Here is a 16486-nt window from a genome sequence, read left to right as displayed (position 1 = left end):
TAGACCCTCGGAGCCACTCTCATGACCACTTCTTCTTCCGCCGGCGACGCGATGTCCGTCGACGCCTACTCGTCGGTGCGCGCGATCAACACTCCGGCCGGCCCGCGCAACCCCGGCCAGCCCGCCTGGAACACCCAGCGCGGATCCTCGATGCCGGCCGACCGGTACCGCAGCTTCGCCGACGAGGTGGAGAACATCTCGCTGCCCGACCGCACCTGGCCGGACAAGGTCATCGACCGCGCCCCGGGCTGGTGCGCGGTGGACCTGCGCGACGGCAACCAGGCCCTGATCGACCCGATGAGCCCGGCGCGCAAACGCCGGATGTTCGACCTGCTGGTGCAGATGGGCTACAAGGAGATCGAGGTCGGGTTCCCGTCGGCCAGCCAGACCGACTACGACTTCGTGCGCTCCATCATCGAAGAGGGCGCGATCCCCGATGACGTCACGATTCAGGTGCTGGTGCAGTGCCGGCCCGACCTGATCGCGCGGACCTACCAGGCCTGCGCGGGCGCCCCGAACGTCATCGTGCACTTCTACAACTCGACGTCGATCCTGCAGCGCCGGGTGGTGTTCCGGGCCGACCGCGAAGCGGTCAAGAAGATCGCCACCGACGGTGCGCGGCTGTGCCTGGCCGAGGCCGAGAGGCACCCGGAGACCCGCTGGCGCTACGAGTACTCCCCGGAGTCCTACACCGGCACCGAACTGGAGTACGCCAAGGAGGTCTGCGACGCGGTCGCCGAGGTGATCAACCCGACCCCGGACTGGCCGCTGATCGTCAACCTGCCGGCGACCGTCGAGATGGCGACGCCGAACGTGTACGCCGACTCGATCGAGTGGATGAGCCGCAACCTGGCCCGGCGCGATTCGATCATCCTGAGCCTGCATCCGCACAACGATCGCGGCACCGCGGTGGCCGCCGCCGAACTGGGCTACCAGGCCGGCGCCGACCGCATCGAGGGCTGCCTGTTCGGCAACGGTGAGCGCACCGGGAACGTCTGCCTGGTCACCCTGGGGATGAACATGTTCTCCCGCGGGGTGGATCCGCAGATCGACTTCTCCAACATCGACGAGATCCGGCGCACCGCCGAGTACTGCAACCAGCTGGCGGTGCCCGAGCGGCACCCCTACGGCGGGGACCTGGTGTACACCGCGTTCTCCGGCAGCCACCAGGACGCCATCAACAAGGGCCTGGACCAGATGAAGATCGACGCCGACGCGGCCGACATGGACGTCGAGGACTACCTGTGGCAGGTGCCCTACCTGCCGATCGACCCGAAGGACGTCGGCCGCACCTACGAGGCCGTCATCCGGGTGAACTCGCAGTCCGGCAAGGGCGGCGTCGCCTACATCATGAAGGCCGATCACGGTCTGGTGCTGCCGCGGCGGCTGCAGATCGAGTTCTCCCAGGCGATCCAGCAGATCACCGACGGTGAGGGCGGCGAGGTCTCGCCCAAGGAGATGTGGGACGCCTTCCAGCAGGAGTACCTGGCACCGGTCCGCCCGCTGGAACGGATCCGGCAGAAGGTCGTCGCGGCCGAGGAGGACGGCGGCACCGACACCATCACCGCGATCGTCAAGGTGCACGGCGCCGAGCGGGAGATCGTCGGCGCCGGCAACGGTCCGCTGGCAGCGTTCTGCGATGCGCTGGGCGCCATCGATTTCGACGTCAACGTGCTGGACTACTCCGAGCATGCGATGTCTGCGGGCGAGGAGGCCCAGGCCGCGGCGTACGTGGAGGCCAACATCGGCGGCAAGACGGTGTGGGGCGTGGGCATCGCGCCGTCGATCACGACGGCGTCGCTGCGGGCGGTGGTCTCCGCGGTGAACCGCGCAGCCCGCGGCTGAGCCTGCGAAGCCTGTTTGCGGGCGAAGCGGTGAACCGCGGTTCCAACACCGCGGTGAACCGCGCAGCCCGCGGCTGAGCCTGCGAGGCCTGTTTGCGGGCGAAGCGGTGAACCGCGGTTCCAACACCGCGGTGAACCGCGCAGCCCGCGGCTGAGCCCTTGTACTATCACCGGTAGTAGCTGGGCGTCACGCCAGGGCCGACACCGTCGCGCCGGGCGCCCCGAAGGAGGCCACCGTGCACATGGAGATCGACTGGCAGGGCGTCGGAGGCCTGCTCTGGTACACGCTCATGGTGTTCGCGTTCTTCGCCTACCTGATCATCCTGTTCCAGATCCTCACCGACCTGTTCTGGCGTGACCACAAGACCTCGGGCTGGCTGAAGGCGATCTGGGTGATCTTCCTGCTGGTCTTCCCGTTCCTGACCGCCCTGGTGTACCTGGTGGCCCGAGGCAAGGGGATGGCCGAACGCGCCAAGACCGCCGCCGACGCGGCTCAGCAGCAGGCCGACGACTACATCCGGCAGGCCGCCGGCCGCTCGCCCGCCCAGGAGATCGCCGACGCAAAGGCACTGCTGGAGTCCGGCACCATCACCCACGCCGAGTTCGATGCACTGAAGGCCAAGGCGCTGGGCTAACCGCCGGCCGCGTCGACCCCGCCGGGGGTCGGCGCGGCGGCGTTGCCGTTCTCGCGCGCGGCGCGCACCAGCGGCAGCGCCACCCGCAGCATCGAATCCACGCTGTCCTCGACCGAGGGGCTGGGCAGGATCGCGTGACTGATCATCAACCGAACCAGGGTGTCGGAGTAGGCGCGAATGTCCTCGGGCAGCGCGCCGGGCAGCGCGACGCTGCTGATCGCCGCAATCTCGTCGACGGCGTGCTTGAGCAGGCGTTCGCCGTGGGTGGTGACCAGCGGCAACAGGCTGGCGGCCACGGCGTCGTCGGTGAACACCGCCCGGATCAGCGGGTTGCGGCTCAGGTCCTCGACGATGTGCTGCAGCCCCTCGGTCAACGCCCGCTCCGGGTCGCCCGGGTAGCGCTCGAACACGGTGCGGGCCGTCTGCAGCACCTGGTCGACCTCCCGGTCGACGTATTCGCGGGCGAGCTCCTCGCGGGAACCGAAGTACTTGTACAGCGTGGGCTTGCTGATCCCGGCGACGGCGGCGATGTCGCCCATCCGGGTGCGGGCCCAGCCCTGGGTGCGGACGATCTCGACGGTCGCCTGCATGACGACGTCGCGCAGCAGCGTGCGCGCGCGGTCACCGAACCCCGTGCGCGTCCCCGCTGGCACCATTGACGTCCCCAGTCTTTTCTCCGCCGAGCTTTTCTCCGGCGCGCGGCGTTCACCACGTTCCCGCGCTGCCGTCCACCAGATTAATGGAATCTGCGGGTGGGTCAGAAAAGTGTGAACTGGCCCTCGTCGGCGTCGACGGGCGGCTCGGCGCCGCCGTCGGCCCCGCCGGCGAGGTGCCGCACCCCGGCCATGAACGCCTCGTCGGACAGCACCGGCACCCCGAGCGTGCGGGCCGTCAGGCCCTTGCCCTGCGCCGGGGTGGCGTCGTTGCAGACCACCAGCGAGGTCTGCGGATCGACCGCGTCGGCGTAGGCCAGCCCCACGTCCAGCAGCCGTTCCAGCAGTTCCTCGTGGGTCCGCGAGCACTCCGCCGACAACGCGACCCGCATCCCCCGGGCCAGGCCGCCGGAGTAGCGGCCCGGGTTGCGGTAGCGGCACGGCAGCCGCGCGGCCAGCGCCTTGAGCGGCCGCAGTTCGTCGTGGGTGACCCGGCCGTTGGGCCAGCGGCGCCGACCCACCGGGCGCACCGGCAGCCACACGTCGCGCTCGGCGGCCCGATCCAACAGCGGGCGCAGCACCTTGGACAGCACCAGGGCGTCGTCGAAGGCGTCGTGCGGGTGGCTCTGGGTGAGATCCCAGTTGCGGACCAGGGTCTCCAGCTTCACGTTGTCCAGCCCCAGGTCGAGCCGGCGGGCCAGTTCCACCGTGCACATCACCCGGTCGATCGGCAGCTCCGCGCCGGCCAGCTCGGCCTCCGCGGTCAGAAACGAGTAGTCGAATCCGGCGTTGTGCGCGACCAGGGTGCGCCCGGCCAGCAGCCCGGCGATGTCACCGGCGATCTCGGCGAAGGTCGGCTGGTCCTCCAGCATCTCCGCGGTCAGCCCGTGAATGTGCGTCGGCCCGGGATCGACGCCCGGGTTCAGCAGGCTGGCCACCGACTGCTCGATGCGGCCGTCGGCGTCCAGCGCCAGCACCGCGACGCTGAGCACCCGGGCCGCACCCGGCCGGAAGCCGGAGGTCTCGACGTCGACGACGGCCCACCCGTTCACCGCCTGGGTCGCCGGCTGTCCCCACGTCTGACTCACCCCGTCAGGATGGCACGCCGGCCCGACAATCCCGGGCGACACCGCCAAAACCGGATCCGCCGCGCGTGACGCCGGTCGCTATCGGGGTCATCGGGATGCCGGGCCGGCCGGGCCGTGCGTAGCATTTGGCCCGTGATCACCGCCCGCGGACGCCTGGCCCTGGCCGCCGGCTCGATCGCGCGCCGGGCCTCCAAGGCGACCGGGCGCGGCGCCGGCGCGATGATCGGCGGCCTGATCGCGATGAAGCTGGATCCCACCGTGCTCGGTCAGCTCGCCGCCGGTCGCCGCTCGGTGATCGTCACCGGCACCAACGGCAAGTCGACCACCACCCGGATGCTGGCCGCCGCGCTGGGCACGCTGCCCGGTGGCGTCGCCAGCAACACCGAGGGCGCCAACATGGACGCCGGGCTGATCTCGGCGCTGGCCGTCAACAAGACCGCCGCGCTGGCCGCCCTCGAGGTCGACGAGATGCACGTCCCGCACGTGGCCGACGCCGTCGACCCCGCGGCGATCGTGCTGCTGAACCTGTCCCGCGACCAGCTCGACCGGGTCGGCGAGATCAACCACATCGAACGCACCCTGCGCGCCGGCCTGGCCCGCCACCCCGGCGCCGTCGTCGTCGCCAACTGCGACGACGTGCTGGTCACCTCCGCCGCCTACGACTGCCCGAACGTGGTGTGGGTCGCCGCGGGCGGCAGCTGGGCCAACGACTCGGTCAGCTGCCCGCGCAGCGGTGAGGTGATCGTCCGCGACGGCGCCGGCTGGGCCTCGACCGGCACCGACTTCCGTCGCCCCGACCCGGCGTGGTGGTACGACGAGGACTTTCTCCACGGGCCCGACGGCCTGCGGCTGCCGATGCGGCTGGCGCTGCCCGGCACCGTCAACCGCGGCAACGCCGCGCAGGCGGTGGCCGCCGCGGTGGCGCTGGGCGTCGACCCGGCCGCGGCGGTGGCCGCCGCGGGCACCGTCGACGAGGTCGCCGGCCGGTACCGGACCGTGCAGGTCGGCCCGCACAGCGTGCGGATGCTGCTGGCCAAGAACCCGGCCGGCTGGCACGAGGCGCTGTCCATGGTGGACACCACCGGCGCTGCGGGCGTGGTGATCGCGGTCAACGGGCAGGTGCCCGACGGCGAGGACCTGTCCTGGCTGTGGGACGTCAACTTCGAGCACTTCGTCGAGCCGGCCCGGCGGCTGCCGGTGATCGCCGCGGGCGAGCGCGGCACCGACCTGGCGGTGCGGCTCGGTTACGCCGGCGTCGAGCACCGGCTGACCCACGACACACTGGCCGCGATCGCGGCCTGCCCGCCCGGGCACGTCGAACTCGTCGCCAACTACACCGCGTTCCTGCAGCTGAACCGGAGGCTGCCATGACCGTGCGGATCGGGCTGGTGCTGCCCGACGTGATGGGCACCTACGGCGACGGCGGCAACGCGGTGGTGCTGCGCCAGCGGCTGCGGCTGCGCGGGATCGACGCCGAGATCGTCGACATCACCCTGGACTCCCCGGTGCCGGACTCGCTGGACATCTACACCCTCGGCGGCGCCGAGGACTACGCCCAGCGGCTGGCCACCGCACACCTGCTGCGGCACCCCGGCCTGCAGCGCGCGGCCGACCGCGGCGCGCCGGTGCTGGCGATCTGCGCGGCCATCCAGGTGCTCGGGCACTGGTACGAGACCGCCTCCGGGGAACGCGTCGAGGGCGTCGGGCTGCTCGACGTGACCACCACCCCGCAACCGCGGCGCAGCATCGGCGAGGTCACCGCCGAACCGCTGATCGACGGGCTGACCGAGCCGCTGACCGGCTTCGAGAACCACCGCGGCGGCACCGTGCTGGGCCCCGACGCCCGGCCGCTGGCCGCCGTCACCAAGGGCGACGGGAACCGGGTCGGCGACGGCGTCGACGGCGCGGTGCAGGGGTCGGTGATCGCCAGCTATCTGCACGGCTGCGCGCTGGCCCGCAATCCCGAGCTGGCCGACCTGCTGCTGTCGCAGGTGGTGGGGCCGCTGGCGGCGCTGGAGCTGCCCGAGGTGGCGCTGCTGCGGCGCGAGCGGCTGGCCGCCCCGCGCCGGGCCTGATCCCGCGTTAAAGCTGGCGGCGCCCGGCCAGCGCCCGGCCCAGGGTCAGTTCGTCGGCGAACTCCAGGTCGCCGCCCATCGGCAGGCCGGAGGCGATCCGGCTGACGGTCAGGCCGGGGATGTCGCGCAGCACCCGGGCCAGGTAGGTGGCCGTCGCCTCGCCCTCGGTGTTCGGGTCGGTCGCGACGATGATCTCGGTGATGTCGACGCCGTCGACCCGCTCACCGATCCGGTTCAGCAGTTCCCGGATCCGCAGCTGCTCGGGGCCGACCCCGGACAGCGGATCCAGCGCCCCGCCGAGCACGTGGTAGCGGCCGCGGAACTCCCGGGTCCGCTCGATCGCCTGCACATCCTTGGGTTCCTCGACGACGCAGACCACCGTGCCGTCGCGGCGGGCGTCGCCGCAGATCCGGCAGCGCTGGGCGTCGGAGACATTGCCGCACACCGAACAGAACGTCACCCCGTCGCGGATCCGGCCGAGCACCCCGGTCAACCGGTCGATCTCGGGCGGCTCCACCGAGATCAGGTGAAACGCGATGCGCTGGGCGCTCTTGGGGCCGATGCCGGGCAGCTTGCCCAGCTCGTCGATCAGGTCCTGGACGGGTCCTTCGAACATCGACGGCTCAGAGGCCGGGCATGCCGAGGGCCTGGCCCATGCCGCCGGCCAGCGGCCCCAGCTTCGACTGCGCCATCAGGGTGACCTGGGTGGCCGCGTCGGACAGCGCGCCGAGGACGAGGTCCTGCAGCGTCTCGGGGTCGCTCGGGTCGATCACCTTGGGGTCGATCGCGACGGCGACGACCTCGCCGCTGCCCTTCATCGTCACCTGCACCAGTCCACCGCCGGCCTGGCCCCGAACCTCGCTGTTGGCCAGGTTCTCCTGGGCCTCCATCAACTGCTGCTGCATCTGCTGCGCCTGCGCCAGCAACGCCGACATATCGGGTGCATTTCCGGGTTGCATGACAGTCCCCTTGCGTTTGGGTCTCGACTTGGTTCCGCATTTGCGCTGCGGCGCTTTCGCGCTTAACAGCCTAGTCATCGCGAGGTTAGCGTGGCGCCGTGCATGTCCCCACCCGCTCGCGTGTCGGTGCCGCCGTGGCCACCGCAATGCTCGTCGCGGCATCCACCCTGAGCGTCACGGTCGCCGAGCCGTCAGCCTCGGCCGCACCCGCCAGCATCGCCGGGATGATCGTCTTCCTCGATCCCGGCCACAACGCCCGCAGCGAGGGCGACAGCGTCCAGGTCACCACCGGCCGCGGCGGCACCAAGGACTGTCAGGCCTCGGGCACCGCCACCGACGACGGCTACCCCGAGCACACCTTCACCTGGGACACCACCCTGCGGATCCGGCAGGCGCTGAGCAAATACGGGGTGCGTACCGCGATGTCCCGCGGCGACGACGCCTCCCAGGGCCCGTGCGTCGACCAGCGCGCCGCCCTGGCCAACAGCGTCCGGCCGAACGCGATCGTCAGCATCCACGCCGACGGCGGCCCGGCCACCGGGCGGGGCTTCCACGTGCTGTACTCCGACCCGCCGCTGAACCAGGCGCAGGCCGGGCCGGCGGTGACGCTGGCCAAGACCATGCGCGACCAGATCCAGGCCTCCGGTCTGCCGCCGGCCACCTACATCGGCTCCAGCGGGCTGATGGGCCGCGCCGACATCGCCGGGCTGAACCTCGCCCAGTACCCGTCGGTGCTGGTGGAGCTCGGCAACATGAAGAACCCGGTGGACTCGGCGCTGATGAAGTCCGAGCAGGGCCGGCAGAAGTTCGCCGACGCCGTCGTCCGCGGTATCGCCAGCTACCTGCTGAGCCTGCAGCAGAACCGCGCGATCTGAGCCAAGCGCAGGGCGGTTAGGCGGACTTCTCCAGCCGGCGCTTGAGGTTGGCCAGCACCTCGTCCTGGATGCCGCGCAGGCCCAGCGGGGCGAAGATCCGCTCGAAGATCCCCTTGACCCCGCCGCCGCCGGTCCAGCTGGTCTTCACCGTCACGGTGCAGCCGGTGCCGGCCGGCGCGACCGTCCAGTTGGACACCATCGTCGAGTTGGCGTCCTTCTCGATGACGGTCTTGCCGGCCATGTCGACCTCGGCCCGCACGTCGCGCACCCGCGACTCGGTGGCCTGCAGTTTCCAGGTCGCGACGGTGCCCGCGCCGATGCCGCCGGAGACCACCCGGTAATCGCGGTAGTGCTCGGACAGGATCGCCGGGCGGACGTTCTGGTAGTCGGCGACCGCGGCCAGCGCGGCGTCGGGCTCGGCGTCGATCAAAACGGTACTGGTGGCGCTGATGCGTGCCATGGGCGTGCGGCTCCTCGTATCGGTGCTCGGGGTGGGGCGGCAGGCGTCGCGCAACGGTCGCACAGGCCGCATTTGCGGACTAGCGTATATCCGTGTGGGTTCCAGCCACGGATGCCCGGTCGACGACGCACGACGCCGGCGTTGAGCGGCTGCTCGCCAGCTACCGCGCGATCCCCGCCGGGGCGACCGTGCGGCTGGCGAAGAAGACCTCCAACCTGTTTCGGGCGCGGCGCCGCAGCACCACCCCGGGCCTGGACGTGTCCGGGCTCTGCGGCGTCATCGCCGTCGACCCGGTGGCCCGCACCGCCGACGTCGCCGGCATGTGCAGCTACCAGGACCTGGTGGCGGCCACCCTGCCGCACGGGCTGTCCCCGCTGGTGGTCCCGCAGCTCAAGACCATCACCCTCGGCGGTGCGGTCACCGGCCTCGGCATCGAGGCGGCGTCGTTCCGCAACGGCCTGCCGCACGAGTCGGTGCTGGAGATGGACGTCCTCACCGGCGCCGGCGAGGTCGTCACCGCCTCGCCGACCGAGCACCCCGAGCTGTTCCGCGCCTTCCCGAATTCCTACGGCACGCTGGGCTATTCGGTGCGGCTGCGGATCGAGCTGGAGCCGGTCGAACCGTTCGTGGCGCTGCGGCACCTGCGCTTCGATTCGCTGCCCGAGCTGGTGGCGGCGATGGACGGCATCGTCGAAACCCGCGGCTACGCCGGGCAACCGGTGGACTACCTCGACGGGGTGATGTTCTCCCCCACCGAGTGCTACCTGTGCCTGGGCACCCGGACCGCGGCCCCCGGCCCGGTCAGCGACTACACCGGCCGCGACATCTACTACCGCTCCATCCAGCACCCCGCGGGCCGCCCGGCCGGCAAGACCGACCGGCTCACCATCGCCGACTACCTGTGGCGCTGGGACACCGACTGGTTCTGGTGCTCGCGGGTGTTCGGCGCCCAGCATCCGCGGATCCGGCGCTGCTGGCCGCGGCGCTACCGGAACTCCCGCGTCTACCGCAAACTCGTCGACGTCGACCAGCGCTACGACATCGGCGACCGGATCGAACGCCGCCGGCTGACCCGGCCGCCCGCGCCGCTGCGCGAACGGGTGGTGCAGGACATCGAGGTCCCCATCGACCGGACCGCGGAATTCCTGACCTGGTTCGCCGGCACCGTGCCGATCGAACCGGTCTGGCTGTGCCCGCTGCGGCTGCGCGACGCCGACGGCTGGCCGCTGTACCCGATCCGCCCGGGGCGCAGCTACGTCAACGTGGGCTTCTGGTCCTCGGTGCCCGCCGGCCCGGCTCCCGGGCACACCAACCGGCTGATCGAGGCCAAGGTCGCCGAACTCGGCGGCCACAAGTCGCTGTACTCCGAGGCGTTCTACCCGCGAGAGGAGTTCGACGAACTCTACGGCGGGCCGGCGTACCGGGCCGCCAAGGCGGCCTACGACCCCGATTCCCGGCTGCTCGATCTGTATGCGAAGGCGGTGCAACGACAGTGAGTGCCCAATCAAGGACCAACCAACCCAGGACCAACCAACTGCAAGCCCCGACCGGGCAGCTCTCCTCGCATCCGCGGATGTCGCTCGCCGAGGTGCTGGAGGTGTTCGCCGCCGGCACCGAACTGCCGCTGCGGTTCTGCGCCTACGACGGATCCAGCACCGGCCCGGTCAACGCACCGCTGAGCCTGGAACTGCGCACCCCCCGCGGCGCCAGCTACCTGCTGACCGCGCCCGGCGACCTCGGGCTGGCCCGCGCCTACGTCGCCGGGGATCTGGATGTCACCGGTGTGCATCCCGGCGATCCCTACGAGCTGCTGCGCACCCTGGCCACCGAGCTCGATCTGAAACGTCCCCCGGCGCGGGTGCTGCTCGACGTGCTGCGCTCGGTCGGCATCGAGCGGCTCCGGCCGGTCGCCCCGCCACCCCAGGAGATGCTGCCCCGGTGGCGCCGGCTGGCCGAGGGGCTGCGGCACAGTCGGCGACGCGACGCCGAGGTGATCCACCACCACTACGACGTGTCCAACCGGTTCTACGAGCTGGTGCTCGGGGAGTCGATGACCTACACCTGCGCGTGCTATCCCGAGACCGGGGCCGACCTTCAGACCGCCCAGGACAACAAGCACCGGCTGGTGTTCGAGAAGCTACGGCTGGCTCCCGGCGACCGGCTGCTCGACGTCGGCTGCGGCTGGGGCGCGATGGTGCGGTACGCGGCGCGCCGCGGCGTGCGGGCCGTCGGCGTCACGCTGAGCCGCGAGCAGGCGGCGTGGGCGCAGCGCGCCATCGCGGCCGAGGGGCTCGGTGAGCTCGCCGCGGTGCGGTTCGGCGACTACCGCGGCGTCGCCGAGTCCGGGTTCGACGCGGTGTCCTCGATCGGGCTGACCGAACACATCGGCGTGCACAACTATCCGGGGTACTTCGGCTTCCTGGCATCGCGGCTGCGCCCGGGCGGGCTGCTGCTCAACCACTGCATCACCCGGCCGGACAACACCGGGCCCGCCGACGCCGGGGGTTTCATCGACCGCTACGTGTTCCCGGACGGCGAGCTGACCGGTTCCGGCCGGATCATCACCGAGGTGCAGGACGCCGGCCTGGAGGTGCTGCACGAGGAGAACCTGCGCCACCACTACGCGCTGACGCTGCGGGACTGGGGCGCGAACCTGGTCGCCAACTGGGACGCGGCGGTCACCGAGGTCGGCCTGGCCACCGCCAAGGTGTGGGGCCTGTACATGGCCGGGTCGCGGTTGGGCTTCGCGTCGAACGTGGTGCAGTTGCACCAGGTGCTGGCGGTCCGGCTCGACGACGTCGGCGGCGACTGCGGGCTACCGCTACGCCCCTGGTGGACGCCGTAGCCCGGAGCGCCGGGACCGGCCGACCGGCCGCGGCCGGTCAGCCGGCTGCGGCCGCGCCGACCGGCTCGGGTCGCCGGCCGGCAGCCGCGCCCGGACCGCTGGTGCGCACCGCCACCAGACACAGCCCGGCGATGACCAGGCAGCCGACCGCGTAGCCCAGGCTGCCGACCGGATCGCCGGCCGCGGTGCGGCCGTCGACCGCACCGACGTAGGCCGGCAGCGCGGTCAGCCACAGCACAGACAGCACCGCCAGATAACCGGCGGCATAACCCATCATCACCGGGCTGGTGTAGCGCGGCCCGGGCTCGGTACCCGCACGCAACCGCCGCCACTGCAGCACCAGCACCGGCACGGCGACCGCGGTGATGACGATGAGTTCCAGCGCGTAGGCGACGCCGGTGGCGGTGACGCTGCCGGTGACCGCTTGGGTGACGGTGGCCGGCAGCGGCAGGATGGCGGTCCCCAGCGAGGCCAGCAGCCCGACCACGACGGTCCGCCACAGCACCTGCGGGCCGGAGAAACGGCGTCCCGCGTCGACGTGCCGCCCGACGAACAGCTGCACGAAGAACGCCAACGACATCGGCCACAGCGCGGCGAACACCACCACGCTGGGCAGCGGCACCGCGTCGAACATCGGCTGGTTCATCGGGTGATCGATCGACCACTCCCACCACCGCAGCTGCGGGCCGAGGTGGTCGAAGATCTCGTAGAACGCGTGGTGGACGAATCCGACGCACACCGCGCCGACCAGGGTGCCGTAGCGCCGGAATACCCCGAGGCTGCGCACCACGTCGAAGGCGACGGTGGCCATCATCGGGTAGATCGCCACGATGTACAGCGGCAGGCGGCCCCACAGGAAGTCGACGCTGAACACGTTGTGCGCGAACATCGTGTCGATGTGTTCCTCGATGCCGAAGGCGCCGGGGAAGTACAGCGGCGGCTCGATGATCAGCAGATAGGCGATCGCCCCGAACCACAGCACCAGGTTGGTCGGGTCGCGATGCCGGCGCAGCCGGACGATGGCGTGCACCAGGGCCAGCACCGCCCCGAGAATCACGGTCAGTTCCAGCACCGGCAACGTCGCGTTCTCCAGCGCGAACGGGCTGCGGAATTCCACCAGCCCGCCGGCCGTCGCGCAGGAGAATCCCATCGAATGCGCGAGGTTCTCGAAGGTCGTCGTACACAGATCAAGCATGGGTCGCTCCCGACTGTGCGGCGGTGTACCACCGGGTGACGTCGTAGCCGGCGTCGTAACGGTCGAACCATTGTCCGGCCAGCGCGGGCAGCTGCTCCCCGGCGGGGTTGTGGCCCGGGATCTGACTGCGCACCACACCACCGAACGCCGTCAGCATCTGTCGGGCCCGGAGGTGCCCGAACGCCGAACCGACCGGCCCGTCGTTGGGGGTCTTGCTGAACGGGAGGCGTTGCAGCAGCGCCTTTTTGCGCGCCTGCATGCCAAACATGCTGATCGCGTCGACCTTTCGGTCGGCCAGCGGTACCTGGGCGTTGAAACCTGCACAGGCGATCCGCAACACCGCCCAGACGTGCCGGAAAACGGACGGCGCGACCCGCATTCGGTACCACGGATCGTCGATCACCGCGTCGTAGATGATCAACGCCGAACTGCGGTGCTCGACCTCCTCGACGAAGTGCCAGAGGAACAGCGAGGCGACCCGGTCGTCGCCGGGCGCGAACAGGGTGTCGTCGTTGTCGAGCATCAGCTTGAAGACCGGGGTGAAGGTGGCCTCCAGGTCCGCGGTGTAGGCCAACCGGTAGCGCAACGGCGTGTTCGCCGACAGGTCGTCGTATGCCGCGGTCACCTGCGTCAGGGTGTCTTTGAGGCCCGGGTACCTCGCGATCAGCGCCTTGACGTGCTGGCGGTGCGCCATCGAATGCTGGCCCTCCTGACGAACGAAGGCCTCGGCCTCGGCGACCACCGCGGGATCGTCGATCAGCGGCATCGCCTCGGGAATCATCTGGCCGATCATCTTCTCGAACGCGACGGCCAGGAACGACACGGCGTTGGCCATCGAGGAGAACGCCGGGTTGGTCTCGTTCCACAGGAACGGCACCGGCTCGTCAGCGAAACCGAAGCGCATCTTGCGCACCTGAAGGTCGGTCACGGGCGCGGGCCCCTTCCGTCAGTCACCATACAGTCAAACTGCATTATGTATGTTGGTATGATTACCCGTCGTCGCGCCGTTCGTCAATATCGGTTACCGTCCGGGGCCATGGCACGCAGGCGCGGATGGGGTGGGCGACCCCCGGCGGACGACACCGAGGCCACCGCGCGGATCGTCGCCGCCGCCGTCGACCTGCTCGACAGCACCGGTTCGGCGATCAGCATCGCCGACGTCGCCGCGTCCCTCGGGGTGATCCGGCAGACCGTCTACCGGTACTTCCGCACCGCCGACGATCTGATGCGCGCCGCCGGCATCGCCTCCACCGCGGGCTTCCTAGACCGACTCGCCGAACACCTGCACGGCCTCGACGAGCCCGCCGAGGCGATGACCGAGGGGGTGCTGTTCACCCTGGAGGAGGCCTCCCGCACCCCGCGCCTCGGCGTCCTGCTGGCCGGCACTCACCCCGGCGGCATCGCCTCACCGGAGGCCCGCGAACTCGGGCTGCAGATGGTCACCCGGTTCGACGTGGACTGGGCCGCCCACGGCTACGACAACGCCGCGCTGACCGAGCTGGTCGAATTCACCCTGCGGGTCATGCTGTCGTTCTTCGCGGCGCCCAACGATCCCGAGCGCGACCGCGCCGGGCTGCGGGCATTCGTCCGGCGCTGGCTCGGCGGGGCGATCCTCGCCCAGGCCGGCGGCCCGGACACGGCGCAGGCCAACTGACGTCCCGGCGCCGAACGTCGGGCCACATCGAGGTCATGGCGGGGCGGGTGCGGCGGATCGCGATGCGCATCGGTTGTGCCATCGCGGACATGCCGCGGTAGCTGCGCGCTCAGTCGCCGATCTTGCGGGCCCCGAGCTCGTTCTGCAGCAGCTCAAGGGCGATCTCCTCGGGATCGCGGCGCGGCCCGGGATCGACGTCCTCGGCGGCCGCCTCGGCCATCATGCGTTCCTCTTCGGCGCGCTGCCGGTCCTCCTCGGCGCGACGACGCTCGGCCTCGGCCTGACGGCGATCCTCAGCCTCGGGCGCCGGGGCCTGCGCCGGTGCGCCGCCGCGGCGGACCGGCTGGTCGGCGACGGGCGCACCGGTCCCGGTGTCGCAGCGCACCTTCCAGTCCACGCCGAGGGCATCGCGCAGCGCCTCCCGGATGACGTCGGCGTTGCGCTGCTCGGACAGCCGCTTGGCCAGCGGCGCCGACTCGTGCATCAGCACCAGGGTGTCGGCGTCGACGGCACGCACCGTCGCCCCGGACAGCATCACCTCGGTGGTGCGGCTGCGTTCCCGGACCTTCTCCCGCACCGTGGCCCACATGCTGCGCACCGCGGCGGCGTCCGGTTGGCCGGGTGCCACGGCAGCGGGTTGCTCGGGCGCCGGGGCGGGCGGTTCGGGGGCCGGGGGTTCGGGCGCCGGGGGTTCGGGTGCCGGGGGTTCGGGTGCAGCGGCGGGTTGCTCGGGTGCCCGGGCCGCCGGCGGCCGGGTTTCGGCGACCGGCGCCGGGCGGGCCGGTGCCGGGCGCGACGGTGCCGGCTCGGGTGCGGGTGCAGGCTCGGGTGCAGGCTCGGGCGCCGGCGGCTCGGGTGCGGGTGCCGGCGCGGGCGGAGCCGGCGCGGGCTCGGCCTCGGGCTCCTCCGACCGTTGACTGCGCCGGGTGAACTGCTTCCCGGCACCGATCACGCCGTCGCCCGGCGGCAGCGACGCGGCGGCCTCACCGGCCGGGATCGACATGTCCAGCCGGGTCTCGATGCGCTCCACCCGCTGCAGCAGCGCGGCCTCGGTGTCCGCCGCCGACGGCAGCAGCAGCCGCGCGCACATCACCTCCAGCAGCAGCCGCGGCGCGGTCGCCCCGCGCATCTCGCCGAGCCCGGCGTGCACCACCTCCGCGTAGCGGGTCAACGTGGCGGTCCCGATCCGTTCGGCCTGCGACCGCATCTGGTCCAGCTCGTCCTCGGGCGCCTCGACGACACCGCGGGCCGCCGCATCGGGCACCGCCTGCAGCACGATCAGGTCCCGGAACCGCTCCAGCAGATCGGTGGCGAACCGGCGCGGGTCATGCCCGGCGTCGATGACCGATTCCACCGCCCCGAACAGCGCCGCCGAATCCGCGGCGGCCAGCGCCTCGACCGCGTCGTCGATCAGTGCCACATCGGTGGCGCCCAGCAGCGCCAGTGCCCGCTGGTAGGAGACGTGGTTGCCGTCGGCGCCGGCCAGCAGCTGGTCGAGCACGCTGAGGGTGTCGCGCGGGGAGCCGCCGCCGGCCCGGATCACCAGCGGGTACACCGCGTCGTCGACCCGGACGTCCTCGGCGGCGGTGATCGTCTCGATCAGCGAACGCATGGTGCGCGGGGCCAGCAGCCGGAACGGGTAGTGGTGGGTGCGCGACCGGATCGTCGGCAGCACCTTGTCCGGCTCGGTGGTGGCGAACACGAAGATCAGATGCTCGGGCGGCTCCTCGACGATCTTGAGCAGCGCGTTGAAGCCCGCGGTGGTCACCATGTGGGCCTCGTCGATGATGAAGATCCGGTACCGCGACTGGGCCGGCGCGTAGAAGGCGCGGTCCCGCAGCTCGCGGGTGTCCTCGACACCGCCGTGGCTGGCCGCGTCGAGCTCGGTGACATCGACGCTGCCGCCGCCGTTGGGCGCCAGCGCCTGGCACGAATCGCACTCCCCGCACGGCGTCGGGGTGGGACCCTGCGCGCAGTTCAGCGAGCGGGCCAGGATCCGCGCCGAGGAGGTCTTGCCGCAGCCGCGCGGGCCGGAGAACAGGTAGGCGTGGTTGATCCGGCCGGCGGTCAGTGCCGTCGAGAGCGGCTCGGTGACGTGTTCCTGGCCGATCACCTCGGCGAACGTCGCCGGACGGTACTTGCGGTAGAGGGCCACGGAAGCAGGCTACCCACCTGCTCCGACCGTGCCGCACATCGCGCTGGT

Annotated in this window: 16 protein-coding genes; 8 read left to right on the top strand and 8 right to left on the bottom strand. The window is 71.5% G+C overall.

Features of this window, described 5'->3' with window-relative positions; genetic code table 11:
- Positions 1 to 21 precede the first annotated feature (21 nt).
- Together leuA and G6N10_RS14905 are read left to right on the top strand one after the other, a co-directional pair.
- On the top strand, positions 22 to 1845 hold the full coding sequence (leuA, locus tag G6N10_RS14910; protein WP_085092706.1) for a 2-isopropylmalate synthase: 1824 nt from the start codon (positions 22 to 24) through the stop codon (positions 1843 to 1845).
- Positions 1846 to 2086: 241 nt separating this feature from the next.
- Positions 2087 to 2479, top strand: coding sequence for an SHOCT domain-containing protein (locus G6N10_RS14905; protein ID WP_085092705.1), 393 nt, complete (start codon positions 2087 to 2089; stop codon positions 2477 to 2479).
- On the opposite strand, the gene G6N10_RS14900 is transcribed toward G6N10_RS14905, so the two are convergent.
- The gene (locus tag G6N10_RS14900; RefSeq protein WP_163742498.1) at positions 2476 to 3132 is read right to left on the bottom strand and encodes a TetR/AcrR family transcriptional regulator; all 657 of its coding nucleotides are present in this window, start codon (positions 3130 to 3132) and stop codon (positions 2476 to 2478) included. The two genes, G6N10_RS14905 and G6N10_RS14900, sit on opposite strands and share 4 nt — an antisense overlap.
- A 104-nt stretch (positions 3133 to 3236) precedes the next feature.
- On the bottom strand, positions 3237 to 4220 hold the full coding sequence (locus G6N10_RS14895) for a DEDDh family exonuclease (protein ID WP_085092703.1): 984 nt from the start codon (positions 4218 to 4220) through the stop codon (positions 3237 to 3239).
- 132 nt (positions 4221 to 4352) lie between these two features.
- Between G6N10_RS14895 and G6N10_RS14890 the strand changes: the two genes are divergently transcribed.
- Positions 4353 to 5591, top strand: coding sequence for a Mur ligase family protein (locus G6N10_RS14890; protein ID WP_085092702.1), 1239 nt, complete (start codon positions 4353 to 4355; stop codon positions 5589 to 5591).
- Positions 5588 to 6295, top strand: coding sequence for a type 1 glutamine amidotransferase (locus G6N10_RS14885; protein ID WP_085092701.1), 708 nt, complete (start codon positions 5588 to 5590; stop codon positions 6293 to 6295). The genes G6N10_RS14890 and G6N10_RS14885 overlap by 4 nt, the downstream gene beginning before the upstream one ends.
- A gap of 7 nt (positions 6296 to 6302) precedes the next feature.
- Here the strand turns inward: G6N10_RS14885 and recR are convergent, their stop codons facing one another.
- Both recR and G6N10_RS14875 read right to left on the bottom strand, forming a co-directional pair.
- Positions 6303 to 6911 (bottom strand): recombination mediator RecR, encoded by a 609-nt coding sequence (gene recR, locus G6N10_RS14880; RefSeq protein ID WP_085092700.1) that lies wholly within the window; start codon positions 6909 to 6911, stop codon positions 6303 to 6305.
- 7 nt (positions 6912 to 6918) lie between these two features.
- Complete coding sequence (locus G6N10_RS14875) at positions 6919 to 7254, bottom strand: YbaB/EbfC family nucleoid-associated protein (RefSeq protein WP_085092699.1); 336 nt, start codon at positions 7252 to 7254, stop codon at positions 6919 to 6921.
- A 146-nt stretch (positions 7255 to 7400) separates the two neighbouring features.
- Between G6N10_RS14875 and G6N10_RS14870 the strand changes: the two genes are divergently transcribed.
- On the top strand, positions 7401 to 8129 hold the full coding sequence (locus G6N10_RS14870; RefSeq protein WP_085092698.1) for an Rv3717 family N-acetylmuramoyl-L-alanine amidase: 729 nt from the start codon (positions 7401 to 7403) through the stop codon (positions 8127 to 8129).
- Between the two features lie 16 nt (positions 8130 to 8145).
- Here the strand turns inward: G6N10_RS14870 and G6N10_RS14865 are convergent, their stop codons facing one another.
- Entirely contained in the window at positions 8146 to 8589 is a 444-nt protein-coding gene (locus tag G6N10_RS14865; protein WP_085092697.1) for an SRPBCC family protein, read from the bottom strand.
- Between the two features lie 92 nt (positions 8590 to 8681).
- On the opposite strand from G6N10_RS14865, the gene G6N10_RS14860 reads away from it, so the two are divergent.
- Positions 8682 to 10085: an FAD-binding oxidoreductase gene (locus G6N10_RS14860; protein WP_085092696.1), complete on the top strand. Its 1404-nt coding sequence runs from the start codon at positions 8682 to 8684 to the stop codon at positions 10083 to 10085.
- Positions 10086 to 10162: 77 nt separating this feature from the next.
- Complete coding sequence (locus G6N10_RS14855) at positions 10163 to 11434, top strand: class I SAM-dependent methyltransferase (RefSeq protein ID WP_085092695.1); 1272 nt, start codon at positions 10163 to 10165, stop codon at positions 11432 to 11434.
- A 37-nt stretch (positions 11435 to 11471) separates the two neighbouring features.
- Here G6N10_RS14855 and G6N10_RS14850 read toward each other — a convergent pair whose 3' ends face one another.
- Entirely contained in the window at positions 11472 to 12629 is a 1158-nt protein-coding gene (locus tag G6N10_RS14850; RefSeq protein ID WP_085092694.1) for a DUF7802 domain-containing protein, read from the bottom strand.
- Positions 12622 to 13557: a metal-dependent hydrolase gene (locus G6N10_RS14845; protein WP_085092693.1), complete on the bottom strand. Its 936-nt coding sequence runs from the start codon at positions 13555 to 13557 to the stop codon at positions 12622 to 12624. The genes G6N10_RS14850 and G6N10_RS14845 overlap by 8 nt, the downstream gene beginning before the upstream one ends.
- 108 nt (positions 13558 to 13665) lie before the next feature.
- Here G6N10_RS14845 and G6N10_RS14840 point away from each other — a divergent pair, with 108 nt between their 5' ends.
- Complete coding sequence (locus G6N10_RS14840) at positions 13666 to 14283, top strand: TetR/AcrR family transcriptional regulator (RefSeq protein WP_085092692.1); 618 nt, start codon at positions 13666 to 13668, stop codon at positions 14281 to 14283.
- 109 nt (positions 14284 to 14392) lie between these two features.
- On the opposite strand, the gene G6N10_RS14835 is transcribed toward G6N10_RS14840, so the two are convergent.
- Positions 14393 to 16438 (bottom strand): DNA polymerase III subunits gamma/tau, encoded by a 2046-nt coding sequence (locus G6N10_RS14835; protein ID WP_163742493.1) that lies wholly within the window; start codon positions 16436 to 16438, stop codon positions 14393 to 14395.
- Between the last annotated feature and the right edge of the window lie 48 nt (positions 16439 to 16486).

This window comes from Mycolicibacterium fallax (assembly GCF_010726955.1).
GTDB lineage: Bacteria > Actinomycetota > Actinomycetes > Mycobacteriales > Mycobacteriaceae > Mycobacterium > Mycobacterium fallax.
Note: the sequence above shows the minus strand (reverse complement) of the source record. Positions and strands in the feature narration are given on the sequence as shown.